This is a genomic window from Mycobacterium gallinarum, from assembly GCF_010726765.1.
Taxonomy (GTDB): domain Bacteria; phylum Actinomycetota; class Actinomycetes; order Mycobacteriales; family Mycobacteriaceae; genus Mycobacterium; species Mycobacterium gallinarum.
The window spans coordinates 4,332,837-4,345,569 of sequence record NZ_AP022601.1 but is presented as its reverse complement, the minus strand read 5'-3'; the positions used below and the strand labels follow the sequence as shown (position 1 = coordinate 4,345,569).

Annotated in this window: 12 protein-coding genes; 9 read left to right on the top strand and 3 right to left on the bottom strand. The window is 66.4% G+C overall.

What is annotated here, in order from left to right; genetic code table 11:
• Window positions 1-14: 14 nt before the first annotated feature.
• Entirely contained in the window at window positions 15-866 is an 852-nt protein-coding gene (locus G6N42_RS21445) for a DUF1707 SHOCT-like domain-containing protein (protein ID WP_232076239.1), read from the bottom strand.
• A 205-nt stretch (window positions 867-1,071) separates the two neighbouring features.
• On the opposite strand from G6N42_RS21445, the gene G6N42_RS21440 reads away from it, so the two are divergent.
• Genes G6N42_RS21440 through G6N42_RS21430 form a run of 3 tightly spaced genes read left to right on the top strand, consistent with a single transcriptional unit; the run spans window position 1,072 to window position 5,763 of the window.
• Window positions 1,072-1,506: a DUF5318 domain-containing protein gene (locus G6N42_RS21440; RefSeq protein WP_041301577.1), complete on the top strand. Its 435-nt coding sequence runs from the start codon at window positions 1,072-1,074 to the stop codon at window positions 1,504-1,506.
• 46 nt (window positions 1,507-1,552) lie between these two features.
• Window positions 1,553-4,063: a transglycosylase domain-containing protein gene (locus G6N42_RS21435; protein WP_163737966.1), complete on the top strand. Its 2,511-nt coding sequence runs from the start codon at window positions 1,553-1,555 to the stop codon at window positions 4,061-4,063.
• Between the two features lie 35 nt (window positions 4,064-4,098).
• The gene (locus tag G6N42_RS21430) at window positions 4,099-5,763 is read left to right on the top strand and encodes a glycosyltransferase family 87 protein (RefSeq protein ID WP_163737963.1); all 1,665 of its coding nucleotides are present in this window, start codon (window positions 4,099-4,101) and stop codon (window positions 5,761-5,763) included.
• On the opposite strand, the gene G6N42_RS31050 is transcribed toward G6N42_RS21430, so the two are convergent.
• Entirely contained in the window at window positions 5,736-7,664 is a 1,929-nt protein-coding gene (locus tag G6N42_RS31050; RefSeq protein ID WP_197905547.1) for a patatin-like phospholipase domain-containing protein, read from the bottom strand. The two genes, G6N42_RS21430 and G6N42_RS31050, sit on opposite strands and share 28 nt — an antisense overlap.
• Window positions 7,665-7,759: 95 nt before the next feature.
• On the opposite strand from G6N42_RS31050, the gene G6N42_RS21420 reads away from it, so the two are divergent.
• The gene (locus G6N42_RS21420; protein WP_163732514.1) at window positions 7,760-8,491 is read left to right on the top strand and encodes an SGNH/GDSL hydrolase family protein; all 732 of its coding nucleotides are present in this window, start codon (window positions 7,760-7,762) and stop codon (window positions 8,489-8,491) included.
• A 48-nt stretch (window positions 8,492-8,539) separates the two neighbouring features.
• Complete coding sequence (locus G6N42_RS21415) at window positions 8,540-9,454, top strand: alpha/beta hydrolase (protein WP_163732511.1); 915 nt, start codon at window positions 8,540-8,542, stop codon at window positions 9,452-9,454.
• A gap of 13 nt (window positions 9,455-9,467) precedes the next feature.
• Here the strand turns inward: G6N42_RS21415 and G6N42_RS21410 are convergent, their stop codons facing one another.
• Window positions 9,468-10,775, bottom strand: a complete 1,308-nt coding sequence (locus G6N42_RS21410) for an adenylate/guanylate cyclase domain-containing protein (RefSeq protein ID WP_163732508.1) — start codon at window positions 10,773-10,775, stop codon at window positions 9,468-9,470.
• Between the two features lie 142 nt (window positions 10,776-10,917).
• On the opposite strand from G6N42_RS21410, the gene rpsF reads away from it, so the two are divergent.
• The 4 genes from rpsF (at window position 10,918) to rplI (ending at window position 12,602) form a co-directional block, all read left to right on the top strand.
• Window positions 10,918-11,208, top strand: a complete 291-nt coding sequence (gene rpsF / locus G6N42_RS21405; RefSeq protein WP_083126552.1) for a 30S ribosomal protein S6 — start codon at window positions 10,918-10,920, stop codon at window positions 11,206-11,208.
• Between the two features lie 79 nt (window positions 11,209-11,287).
• Window positions 11,288-11,824 carry a single-stranded DNA-binding protein gene (locus G6N42_RS21400; RefSeq protein ID WP_163688831.1) on the top strand — a complete coding sequence of 179 codons (537 nt, stop codon included), beginning with the start codon at window positions 11,288-11,290 and terminating at the stop codon, window positions 11,822-11,824.
• 38 nt (window positions 11,825-11,862) lie between these two features.
• Window positions 11,863-12,126 (top strand): 30S ribosomal protein S18, encoded by a 264-nt coding sequence (gene rpsR / locus G6N42_RS21395; RefSeq protein ID WP_014210198.1) that lies wholly within the window; start codon window positions 11,863-11,865, stop codon window positions 12,124-12,126.
• Between the two features lie 17 nt (window positions 12,127-12,143).
• The gene (rplI, locus tag G6N42_RS21390) at window positions 12,144-12,602 is read left to right on the top strand and encodes a 50S ribosomal protein L9 (protein ID WP_163732504.1); all 459 of its coding nucleotides are present in this window, start codon (window positions 12,144-12,146) and stop codon (window positions 12,600-12,602) included.
• Window positions 12,603-12,733 lie beyond the last annotated feature (131 nt).

Below are 12,733 nucleotides of genomic sequence, written 5' to 3'. Positions count from 1 at the left end.
GTAGGGGCAAACCTTCAGAGAGGTTGGTCGATCTTTTTGACGTTTCCGGCCCCGTCGAGGTCGATGAATCCGGTGCCGAAGCTCGTGGAGACGTTGATGCGCACCGTCACCGCCTCGGGTGCGGACGGGTCGTCGGCGGGCTCGACGGTGAACCAGGTTCTGATGATGTTCATCGGCTTGAGGTCAAACGTCTGAGGAATGCCACGGATGACCCCGAGGACCGCTGCCGCGTCGAACGCGCTCAAGTCGACGGTGTCGGCGCCGGAACTGGGGTTCGTGTATGGACCCTTCCACGTTCCGGCTTCGTACCGGTACCGCGCCTCGAAGCGTTCGTCGTCGGGATCCAGGCGGATCAGTTCCGCGTAGTCGGTGTACACCGACAGTTCGTAGCCCGTGGTGTCGCCGAACTTCCCGCGCATCTGCTCGAACAGGCCGTTGATCCCGCCGACTGAGTGAAGCAATCGAGGTCCACTGGGCGTCGCGGTGGTCACGGCGTCGGGGTCACCACCCCGGCTGTCGGTCACCGCGGCCGGTGCCTCGCCCCGGTCCGGTGGGTCGTTGTCGAACAACCCCCAGCTGATGACGACGCCCAGCACCAACAGGACAGCGGCGGCGACCCCAGCCTGGATCACCCAGCGGGGTGTGCGCGACCGCTGCGGAGGTTTCACCGGAGCGTTCTGCAGTTGAAGATCCGTCAGCAAGCCCTGCAGCTCCCCGAGCGTCGCGGCCTTGGTTGCGGTGGCGATCCGTTGCCGATGCTCTTCCATGGAGAGTTGGCCTTCGGCCAGTGCGGTGTCGAGAATCTGGCAGGTATGACTGCGGTCGCTGTCCTTCGCCCGCATTCCCGGTCTCTGCCGCCTCGCCACGTCTGTAGATCGTAAAGTTCGATCCCGTCGAGGTCAGCGGATAAGCCCAGGCGATCTCAACGCGGACTCACGCTCGAGTGCAAAGTCGCACCGTCCAGCATTGACCTTTTCTTGAGAATCGAATGTCCAGATCAACCACCCTTGAGATCAGGTCCCCGGCGCCGTCGCGCCTCCGTCGCCGCGCGGTCGACGTACTCTGGTCTCCGTGCGATTGCAGCGACAGGTGGTGGACTACGCCCTTCGGCGACGGTCCCTGCTGGCGGAGGTCTATTCGGGACGCACCGGCGTCTCCGAGGTCTGCGACGCCAATCCCTATCTGCTGCGAGCCGCGAAGTTCCACGGGAAGCCCAGTTCGGTGACGTGCCCGATCTGCCGCAAGGAACAGCTCACCCTGGTGTCCTGGGTGTTCGGCGACCATCTTGGCGCTGTGTCCGGTTCGGCGCGTACGGCCGAGGAGCTGGTTCTGTTGGCGACCCGTTACGACGAGTTCTCCGTACACGTGGTGGAGGTATGCCGCACCTGCAGCTGGAATCACTTGGTCAAGTCGTACGTACTCGGCGCCATCCCGCCACCGAAGGGGTCGCGCACACCGAGGCGGACCCAGACGGCGCGCAGTCGTGCGCGCACGGCCAGTGAATAGCGAAGGGCGCCACGACCGGTCAGCCAACGACGCCCGTGCCGGGCGGATGGCTGACGGCGTGAGCGACCCGGGGCCGAAGCATTCCGAGGGCGTGGCACGTCACTCCGACGACGCTGGACGCCATCGACCGCAGGCCGAGGGACCGCCGCCGCCGCGGACGCGCAGCCTTCCGCCCGACGACAGGAGAACCGCCATCCTGCCGCCGGTGCGTGAAGCACCGCCGCCGCAGTGGCGCGACCCCATCGACGTGGTGAAGGCCGCGCTCGACGGCACACCGGCGCCCAAGCAGCCGCCGCCGCTACCGCCGCGCCGCCCACCTGGCGGTGGGGGGCCGCCGGAGGGTCCGGGGGGTGGGCCGCCGCGTCAGCGTCCCCAGATCAACTGGAAGTGGGTCCGGCGCGGAGCCCTCGTCGCGGTGGTCGCGATGATCGTGCTGCCGATCATCACCTTCGCGATGGCGTACATGATCGTGGAGGTGCCCAAGCCGGGCGACATCCGCACCAATCAGGTGTCGACGATCCTGGCCAGTGACGGCAGCGAGCTCGCGAAAATCGTTCCGCCGGAAGGCAACCGCGTCGACGTCAACATCGACCAGATACCCGTGCAGGTGCGCAACGCGGTGATGGCCGCCGAGGACCGCGACTTCTACTCCAACCCGGGTTTCTCGTTCACCGGCTTCATCAGGGCCATGAAGAACAACTTGTTCGGTGGCGACCTGCAGGGTGGTTCGACCATCACGCAGCAGTACGTGAAGAACGCGTTGGTCGGTGACGAGCGCTCGGGTGTCGGCGGCCTGATCCGCAAAGCAAAAGAGGTGGTCATCTCGACGAAGATGGCCGGCGAGTGGTCCAAAGACCAAGTGCTGCAGTCATATCTGAACATCATCTATTTCGGCCGCGGCTCATACGGCATCGCTGCGGCGTCGAGGGCGTACTTCGACAAACCCGTCGAACAGCTCTCGGTCGCCGAGGGCGCGCTGTTGGCCGCGCTCATCCAGCAGCCGTCCGGCCTGGATCCGGCCGTCAACCCCGAGGGTGCGGTGGAGCGCTGGAACTGGGTGCTCGACGGCATGGTGACCATCGGTGCGCTCTCACCGCAAGAGCGTGCGGAGCAGGTCTTTCCGGTGACCGTGCCCCCTGAGCAGGCGCGGTCGCAGAACCAGACGACGGGCCCCAACGGACTCATCGAACGGCAGGTGCAGCGCGAACTGCTCGAGCTGTTCGACATCGACGAACAGACCCTGAACACCGAGGGTCTGCAGATCACCACCACGATCAACCCGCAGGCGCAGCGGGCCGCCGAGGAGGCCGCGGCCGAGTACCTCGAGGGGCAGGACCCCGACATGCGCACCGCGATCGTGTCGATCAATCCGAAGACGGGCGGGGTCGAGGCCTACTACGGCGGAACCGACGCCAACGGATTCGACTTCGCCCAGGCCGGTCTGCCGACGGGCTCGTCGTTCAAGGTGTTCGCGTTGATCGCCGCACTGCAGCAGGGAATGGGCTTGGGCACGCAGGTCGACAGTTCCCCGGTGTCGATGAACGGCATCACGATCAACAACGTCGAAGGCGGCGGCTGCGGCACCTGCAACATCGCCGAAGCTCTGAAGCGCTCACTGAACACCAGCTACTACCGGCTGATGCTCAAGTTGGAGAACGGGCCCGCTGACGTCGCGAAGGCCGCTCACGAGGCGGGCATCGCCGAGAGCTTCCCCGGCGTCGACCACACGCTGTCCGAGGACGGCCAGGGCGGACCGCCCAACAACGGCATCGTGTTGGGCCAGTACCAGAGCCGGGTCATCGATATGGCGTCGGCGTACGCGACCATCGCGGCGTCCGGCGTGTATCACAAACCGCACTTCGTGCAGAAGGTCGTCAACGCCGCGGGCGAGGTGTTGTTCGATGCGTCGCAGCAGGACAACGAGGGCGAGCAGCGCATCGACAAGAAGGTCGCCGAAAACGTCATCTCGGCCATGCAGCCGATCGCCGCGTACTCCAACGGCCACGCGCTGGCCGGCGGACGTCCGTCGGCCGCGAAGACGGGTACTAACCAGCTGGGGGACACCGGCGCCAACCGTGACGCGTGGATGGTCGGCTTCACACCGTCGTTGTCGACGGCGGTCTGGGTCGGCACCACCGAAGGCACCAAACCACTGGAGAACAGTTACGGCTCGCCGGTCTACGGTTCGGGTCTGCCGTCGGACATCTGGAAAGCGACGATGGACGGCGCGCTGGACGGAACCGACAACGAGACGTTCCCGAAGCCCGAGGAGATCGGCGGCTACGCCGGTGTGCCGCAAGCCCCGGCGCCGCCGCCGTCGAGCCCGCCGCCGGACGTCCCGCCCGTGCCGCAGACCACCGTGATTCAGCCGACGATCGAGCTGGCGCCCGGGGTCACGATCCCGTGGGGCCCACCCACGACTGTGCCCGTCGGCCCGCCTGCGCCCGTCGCACCCGGCGCGCCTCAGCCTGTGCCCGTCGCGCCCGGTGCGCCGGTCGCGCCTGGTGCGCCACCGCCGCCCCCCGGCGTGCCGGGTGCACCGCCTCCGCCTCCGTGACCGACGTGCCAGACCGCGACGACGGCGAGCCACCGATGGCATCGCCGGCTCGGCCGGCAGGGTTTGAATCGCCGGCTCGGCCGGCAGAAGACCGGCGGAGCCTCGACAACCGGGACATGCCCAGCCGCACGGACACCCTGGGCGCCGCCCTGTCCGGAATGATCGGCGGCCCGGTCGGCAGGCACGCACTCATCGGCCGCCAACGGTTCTTCACCCCGTTGCGCGCCATGCTGCTCATCGCGCTGGTGTTGCTCGCGCTCGGGTACTCGACCAAGGCGGCGTGCCTGCAGACCACCGGCACCGGCCCGCCTGACCAACGCGTCGCCAACTGGGACAACCAGCGGGCGTACTACCAGCTCTGCTACTCCGACACCGTCCCGCTGTACACCGCTGAACTGTTGAACCTCGGCAAGTTCCCGTACAAGTCCAGTTGGACTGAAAAGGACGGTGAGGGTAAGCCGAAGATCAGGTACGACGGCGATGTCGCGGTGCGGTACATGGAGTATCCGGTGTTGACCGGGCTGTACCAATACGGGTCGATGGCGCTGGCGAAGTCGTACACCGCGTTGGCAAAGCTGGTGTCGCTGCCGATCCTGGCCGAGGTGGTGATGTTCTTCAACATCGCGGCCTTCGGACTGGCGCTGGCGTGGCTGGCGACGGTGTGGGCGACGTCGCGACTAGCCGGCCCGCGCAGGGTGTGGGATGCGGCCCTGGTGGCGGCCTCGCCGATCGTGATCTTCCAGATCTTCACCAACTTCGACGCGCTCGCAACGGCTTTCGCGACGGGGGCGATGCTCGCGTGGGCGCGACGAAAGCCGGTGCTGGCCGGCGTGCTGATCGGCCTGGGCGTGGCGGCGAAGCTGTATCCGCTGCTGCTCCTCGCGCCGCTGCTGGTGTTGGCAGTGCGCACCGGCAAGGGACGTGACGTGGCTAAGACGGCACTCGCCGCCGTGGTCACCTGGGTGCTGGTGAACCTGCCGATCATGGTGCTGTTCCCGAGGGGATGGTCAGAGTTCTTCCGGCTCAACAGCCGTCGCGGTGACGACATGGATTCGATCTACAACGTGATCAGGTCGTTCACCGGCTGGGGTGGTTTCGATCCGGATCTGGGAGTGTGGGAGCCGCCGACGGTGCTGAACACCGTGTCGGCGCTGCTGTTCGTATCATGTTGCGTCGCAATCGCTTATATCGCGTTGACGGCCAAACAGCGGCCGCGGGTGGCGCAGATCGCGTTTCTGGTGGTCGCGGCGTTCCTGTTGACGAACAAGGTGTGGAGCCCGCAGTTCTCGCTGTGGCTGGTGCCGCTGGCGGTGCTCGCCCTGCCGCACCGGCGCGTCCTGCTTGCGTGGATGACGATAGACGCGCTGGTCTGGATTCCGCGGATGCTCTACCTCTACGGCCAGCAGAACAAGGGCCTGCCAGAGCAACCGTTCACCGTCGTGGTGGTACTCCGGGATCTCGCGGTGATCGGCTTGTGTGCGTTGGTGATTCATCAGATCTATCGACCCGACAAGGATCTGGTGCGCTTCGGCGGTGAGGTCGATGACCCGGCGGGAGGAGTCTTCGACCGCGCGCCCGACGCCCCGCCCCGATGGCTGCCCGACTGGCTACGCCCGGATCGGGACAGGGTGCGGGTGGGCGCGCCGCAGCCCGATCCCGATCCTGATCCCGATCAGCTGGTGGGCAGTTCGTCGCGCTGAGTGCGCTCGTTGAGTTCGGTGACGGGCTCTCCGCGCGTGCTCAATATGAGTGGTCGGAACGGCGGCTTACTCACTACGTTGGCGGTGCCGAAATCGACGGCGGCGAGCGCGTCGATGCCAGCCGTGAGGGCGATGCCGGCGGTCGCGCTCCAATCCGATCGGTAGGGCAGGTACTGCAGCGTCTTCGCGTTGGCAGCCAGTTCAGCGTAGGTGAAGTTGTTGGCGTGCGGTCCTTGTTGGGGCACAGCGGGTTTCGCCCAGCCGGACTCGACGTCGTCGGAGTAGCTACCCGCGCCGAGTGCCGTCGAGCGCAGCCGCGTCCACCGGTGTCTGGTCCACTGCGTCGCTGCTTGATCGGATTGATCGGGATCGGCGTGCTCCGGGATGGTCCCTCGCACCATCCAGCCCAGGTTCTCTCCGGCTGCCTGTCCGCGCGGAGCCAGGCCCTTGATCGTCGTACTCGCCATGTCGAGGTTCATGCCGCCCTCTTTCGAGCTCAGCCGAATGGTGCAGACACGATCACGTATGCCGAGCGATCTGGTCGCCGAGTAGTCCGACCAGTTCTGCATCGTGGTGATTACCGCGCCCAGCAGCTGGGCGGTGGAATCGATGTCGGAGATGGGAGCTCCTGCACCGGATCCGGTCCGGATCGGGCGCCACACGTTGCGGTGTGCGCGGGCCATCACCGAATGGTCATCGCCGGGTTCCGCGTCGTCGTCTGTCGCACCGGAGCCGAGGTTGATGGCGTAGGTCGGGCGCGACGGCAGTGGATGGTCGAAGAGGTGGACGGGCATGTTCGAGCAGATGCCACCGTCGGACAGCCACACCTCGCGGTACTCGGTGACCCACTGGCCCCCGCGCCGAATCGGCGTCAATCGCCATAGCGGAATCGCCGAGATCACCACGGGGAACGACAAACTGATCCGCGCACCGAGGATCACCGGCAGCTCCGGTGCCGGCGGCAGCTGCAGCAGTCCCGCCTTTTCGAGTGCCGTGCGCTGGTCCGAGGGTTCGGTCGCGGCCTGCCCCCGACGTTCGAGATGGGAAGCGACCTGCTCGGGGAACAGCGTGCGGATGTCGGCGGGCCGGAACGCCCATGTCAGGTCCGAGAAGGGAAAGGTCTCGCTCGAGGTCTGCGAGAGGTTGGTCGTCAGCGTGACGAGGCCGATGTCGTGGCGCGCGAGGTCGCCGTAGGTCAGCGGTGATTGACGATCGCCGCCCGCCAGTCGCTCGATTCGTTCGTGCAGCCAGTCGGTGAGTCCCATCTGGTCGCCGACCGACCGCCCGTTGACCAGGCCGTGCATGTTGGCGGCGACGGCCTGCTGCGCGTCACGGACCATGTTGATGACGCCCGCGACCACGCGAGCGACCAGGTAGGTGACCACGCCGACGAGCACTGTCAGCACGGCGAACGCAATTGTTCCCGGTGAGCACGCGAGCACCGCCCATACGATCGCCGCCAGCGGAAGGACGACGGCAAAGACATTGGCCACCTTGAACTTTGGAAAGGTCGGGCTGTGTCGGAGGAGGGTCGGAAGTACAGCTTTGGCGCGTGTGAACAGCCCTCCCTCCAGCTTCTTCTGCTGCCAGAACAGGTCGAAGTACTCGCGGGTTTCGGGCTGCGCCACGAAGAGTCGCTGCAGCATCGTCTGGCGGGATGGCGTGTCCTCCTGCGCCAGTTGGTCGGGAATCGCGTTCAGTTCGTCGAACCCGCCGCCGCCGGTCTGGCGCCCGTATTCGGCTGCCGCAGCGGCGACGGCGGCGATCGCTCCTGCCGAAGCGCCGCCGATGTTGTGGAAGCGGTGGTCGCGGGCAAGCTCGACGATGGCGGTGGGGTAGACGACGCCGCTGGTGATTCCGCCCTTCAATACGAGGTCGCAGTCGAATGGCAGATCGGACATGGTCACATCTCCAATCAGGGTGGGCCGACGGAGAACAGGCCGAGTCTAAGCCGAAGCAGGGGCGGCGCAACGGCACTCGAAGCTATTCTCGACGGGTGACCCGGCGGACGCGACGCCTGCTTGCGGTGGCCTGCCTGGCCGCCGCGCTGGTCAGCTGCGGCAAGTCCGAGAGCCCGGCACCGTCGTCGCCGACGGCACAGCAGCCGGAAGGTGGCACGACATCCGCCGTGCCGGACGACGACACCGTGCGCTATCTCGCGTTGGGCGATTCGCTGAGCCAGGGCGTCGGCGCGCCGGACGAGCAGACGGGTGCTTTCCCAGCGCTGCTGGCCGAGCGGTGGCGCGGTGAAGGCTGCCAGGTAGAGCTGCAGAATGGAGGCATCAGCGGCTACACGGCCGAGCAGGTGCTGACCGACGAGGTGCCCCAGATCGACTCGTTCGCACCGACGTTGATCACTTTCCAGGCCGGCGCCAACGACATCGTCAACGGCGTGACGATCGAGGACTATCGGAAGAACGTGAAGTCGGTACTCGATGCGGCGACGGCCAGTGGTGCGCGCGTGATCGTGCTGGCGCAGAACGAATGGTTTCGGTCGCCCGAGGGGCAGACCTACGGGGAGGACCTCCCTGCGCAGCGCGAGGCGTTCGACAGCGTGCTGATCGAAGAGGCCAACGCGGCGGGCGCCGAATTCATTGACATGCGACCGTTGTACACGCAACAGGCCGATGAAAACCAATGGGTCGAGGATGGGATTCACCCGACCCCGGAAGCCTACGAAGCGTGGGCGATGGAATTGTCCAGCGCAGTGCCTGCGCCGTGCCAGTGAGCTGGGAAAAAGACAACGTTGCGTGACGCAGACGCCTAGCCTTGGGCGATGAAGGTCGGTCTGTCACCCGCCGCGATGCGTCCTGGCGCCCGCGTCCTCTGTCGCTGGCTGTTTTCGCCGACCGCGTCGTGGTCGACGATTCGCAGGCGCATGACGCTCGCGCTCGCCTATCCGCCACCGCCGAAGGGGACGATGGTGACGCCAACGACCATTGGTGGCGTTCGGGCAGAGGACATCCGGCCGCCCGGGGTCGCCGAATCGCGCGTGCTGCTCTACGCGCACGGCGGCGGGTACGCAGTCGGAAGCGCACGCTCGCATCGCGCGCTCGTCGCCGCGATCGGTACCGCAGCGGATGCGCGGGTGATCTCGCTCGACTACCGGATGGGGCCGGAACACCCGTACCCCGCCGCGGTCGACGACGGGCTCGCTGCTTATCGCGAGCTCGTCGCGCAGGGTGTCGATCCGAGCCGCATCGCGATCGCCGGTGACTCCGCCGGCGCCGGGTTGACGCTCGCCGTCGCGCTGCGTCTGCGCGAAACCGGCGAGGCTCTGCCGGCCGTGCTCGGTCTCATCTGTCCCTGGCCCGACCTCACCCCGGGCGCCCATGTACGACGTGGTCCGGCGCCGCGGGACGCTGCGCTGACCGCTGACCTCTTGATCCGTTTCGCTGACGCCTATCTGCCGTCTGGTCAGGATCCGGCCGAGCCGACGATCTCGCCGATGTTCGCCGACCTCGCCGGGCTGCCGCCGATTGTCATGCACTCGGGCGGTGACGACATCCTCGCCTCGGACGCACGCGAGCTCGAAAAGCGGGCGCGCGCGGGTGGCGTGGACATCGAGCACCGCGCCTACGACGGTCTTTGGCACGACTTTCACCTGTTCTCGCCGTTCCTCTCGGGGCCCAGCGGCGACGCCCCACAGGAGTTGGGTCGGGCGCTCGGCCGTAGGCTCGGACCCGGCTGAGTTCACATACACGTCACGTCGACGCGACGGCGAATAGCCGCCATTCGCCGGGCACGCCTTTGAGTTGATGGGTGCCGTGGTCGTCGAACTCAAGCCCCGAGCCGATGACAAGGTCGTGCAGGGTGCTAGAGACGACGACGTCGTTGGCGCCGGCGAGTGCGCTGACGCGGGCGCCGATGTGTACGGCGATGCCGCCGATGTCGTCGCCGCGGATTTCGACCTCCCCGGTGTGCAACCCTGCACGCACCTCGATGCCGAGTGCTTGCACCGAGTCGCGAATTGCCATGGCGCAGCGGATCGCTCGCTGCGGGCCGTCGAAGGTGGCCAGGAAGCCGTCGCCGGTCGAGTTCACCTCGCGGCCGCGGAAGCGTGCCAGTTGCGAACGGACGACGGCGTCGTGCGCGTCGAGCAGCGCATGCCAGTCGCGGTCGCCCATCTCGGCGGCGCGCCGCGTCGAGTCCACGATGTCGGTGAACAGCACGGTGGCAAGCACACGGTCGTCTGCCACGTCTGGCTGGTGACCGGTCAGAAACTCGGCGATTTCTTGAAACGACTCACGCCACGGCTGGACGAAGTGATACATGTTGCGGCCCGGCAGCTCAACGTATTTCGCATCCGATATGCGGTTAGCGATGTCGCGTCCCATCGTGGGAGTGATGTACGGGTCGTCGGCGTGCTGCACGACGAGTGTCGGCACGCGCACACTCGGAAGGACCGCTCGGACATTCATCTCCGCAACGAAAGGCAGCATGACCGCGGCGGTTCCGGGGCTCGCCGCGAGACGCTCCATACGCGCCCACGACGCCCGGATCTCCTCGTTCCACGGCATGTCCGGGTTGATTGCACGCTGCAACTCGCCCGTTCCCCACAGGGACAGCATCTCCGTGCGCCCGTCTGTGCGGTCGTCGTCGATGAGCACGTCCGCATATCCCTCGAGCGAGATCAGTGCTGTCGTGCGCGACGGATGCGTCGCCGCGAACAGCGCACCGGTGGAGAAGGCGCCGTCGACGGCAATCAGGACCGCCTCGGTGCTGTCGAGGTCGTCGAGCACTGCGATGACGCTGTCGGTCCACTGCTCAAGGGAGGGGTGAGCACCCTGGGCGACGGGGTCGGACGCCCCCGTTCCCGGTTGGTCGAAGAAGATCAGTCGGCCCAAGGAGGTCATGGCCTCGATCCAGCCGTGCAGCAGCGGCATCTCGGGCACGACCTCGCAGTGGGTTAACCAATTGGAGAGGAAGACGATGTCGCGATCGCCAGGCGCCGAGGCGCGGTACGCGACGTGCAAGTCTCCGTTCATTGCATACCGCGTCTCGGAGAACACGGGGGAAGCGTAAGCCGCCGAGCAGTGCGATTTCGCAGATCAGCGGGCATTCCTGTAGCCTGGGCCGGTTGCCGACGCAGGTAACCCTCCTGTCACGGAACGACCGTGGCCGAACAAGACCGTAGGAGGTGGTGTGGTTCTCATGCGTCCATACGAAATCATGGTCATCCTCGACCCCACTCTCGACGAGCGCACGGTTGCTCCGTCGCTGGAGACGTTCCTCAATGTCATCCGCAAGGACGGCGGCACTGTCGACAAGGTCGACATCTGGGGCAAGCGCCGACTGGCATACGAGATCGCCAAGCACGCCGAGGGCATCTATGCCGTCGTCGATGTGAAGGCCGAGTCCGCAACGGTGTCCGAACTGGACCGCCAGCTCAACCTGAACGAGTCCGTCCTGCGGACCAAGGTCATGCGGACCGACAAGCACTAAAGGCTGCCGTACGTCGGAGCGGCTCCGTAGGCTCGCCTGCGACTGACTTCGCGCCGACAACCCAATCCAGGAGGAACTCGTGGCTGGTGACACCATCATCACGGTCATCGGAAACCTGACGGCAGATCCCGAGCTTCGGTTCACGCCGTCAGGCGCAGCCGTCGCCAACTTCACCGTGGCGTCGACGCCGCGCATCTTCGACCGTCAGACCAATGAATGGAAAGACGGCGAGGCGTTGTTCCTCCGCTGCAACATCTGGCGTGAGGCGGCCGAGAACGTGGCCGAGAGCCTGACTCGCGGCTCGCGCGTGATCGTGCAAGGGCGGCTCAAGCAGCGCTCCTTCGAAACCCGTGAGGGTGAGAAGCGCACCGTGGTGGAGCTCGAGGTCGACGAGATCGGCCCGTCACTGAAGTACGCCACGGCCAAGGTCAACAAGGCCAGCCGCAGCGGCGGTGGCGGCGGCGGGTTCGGCAGCGGTGGCGGTGGTGGTTCGCGTAGTGCGGCTACTGGCGGTGCCGGCGGTGCCGGTGGTTCCGACGGCCGGCAAGACGATCCGTGGGGCAGCGCGCCCGCGTCGGGCTCGTTCAGCGGCAGCGACGACGAACCCCCCTTCTGACTTATCACTGATCAGCAATTCCAGAAAGAGATAGACACATGGCCAAGTCCTCGACCAAGAGGCGTCCGGCTCCCGAGAAGCCGGTCAAGACCCGCAAGTGCGTGTTCTGCTCGAAGAAGGGCAAGAACCAGATCATCGATTACAAGGACACCGCACTGCTGCGGACCTACATCAGCGAGCGCGGCAAGATCCGTGCCCGCCGCGTAACAGGCAACTGCGTTCAGCACCAACGCGACATCGCCATCGCGGTGAAGAACGCCCGCGAGGTGGCGCTGCTGCCGTTCAGCTCCTCGACGCGATAGGCAGAGGGAAACAAGACATGAAACTCATTCTCACCACCGAGGTGGAGCACCTGGGTACTTCCGGTGACATCGTCGAGGTCAAGGACGGCTACGGCCGCAACTTCCTGCTGCCCCGCGGCATGGCCGTCGTGGCATCGCGTGGCGCCGAGCGCCAGGCCGAGGAGATCCGCCGGGCCCGCGAGGCCAAGGCCGTGCAAGGGCTCGAGCACGCACGCGAGTTGAAGACGGCACTCGAGGGTCTGGGCGCGGTCGAGCTGTCGGTGAAGGCCGCCGGCGACAGCGGCAAGCTGTTCGGCTCGGTCACGGGCTCCGACGTGGTCGCTGCCATCAAGAAGGCCGGCGGCCCGAATCTGGACAAGCGCACCGTGCAGTTGCCCAAGGCGCACATCAAGTCCACCGGCACGCATCCGATCACGGTGCGGCTACATCCCGAGGTCGACGCCTCGGTGTCGTTGAGCGTCGTCGCCGGACAGTAACGTCAGCGCAAATACGGCCGGGTGAGGATCGAATAGATCTTCACCCGGCCATTGCTGTGCGCGCAGGCAGGTGCTGGCGAACTCGTCAAGGTGTTTAGGTCACAGCGAAGCTAACCGGCTGTTAACCTGCA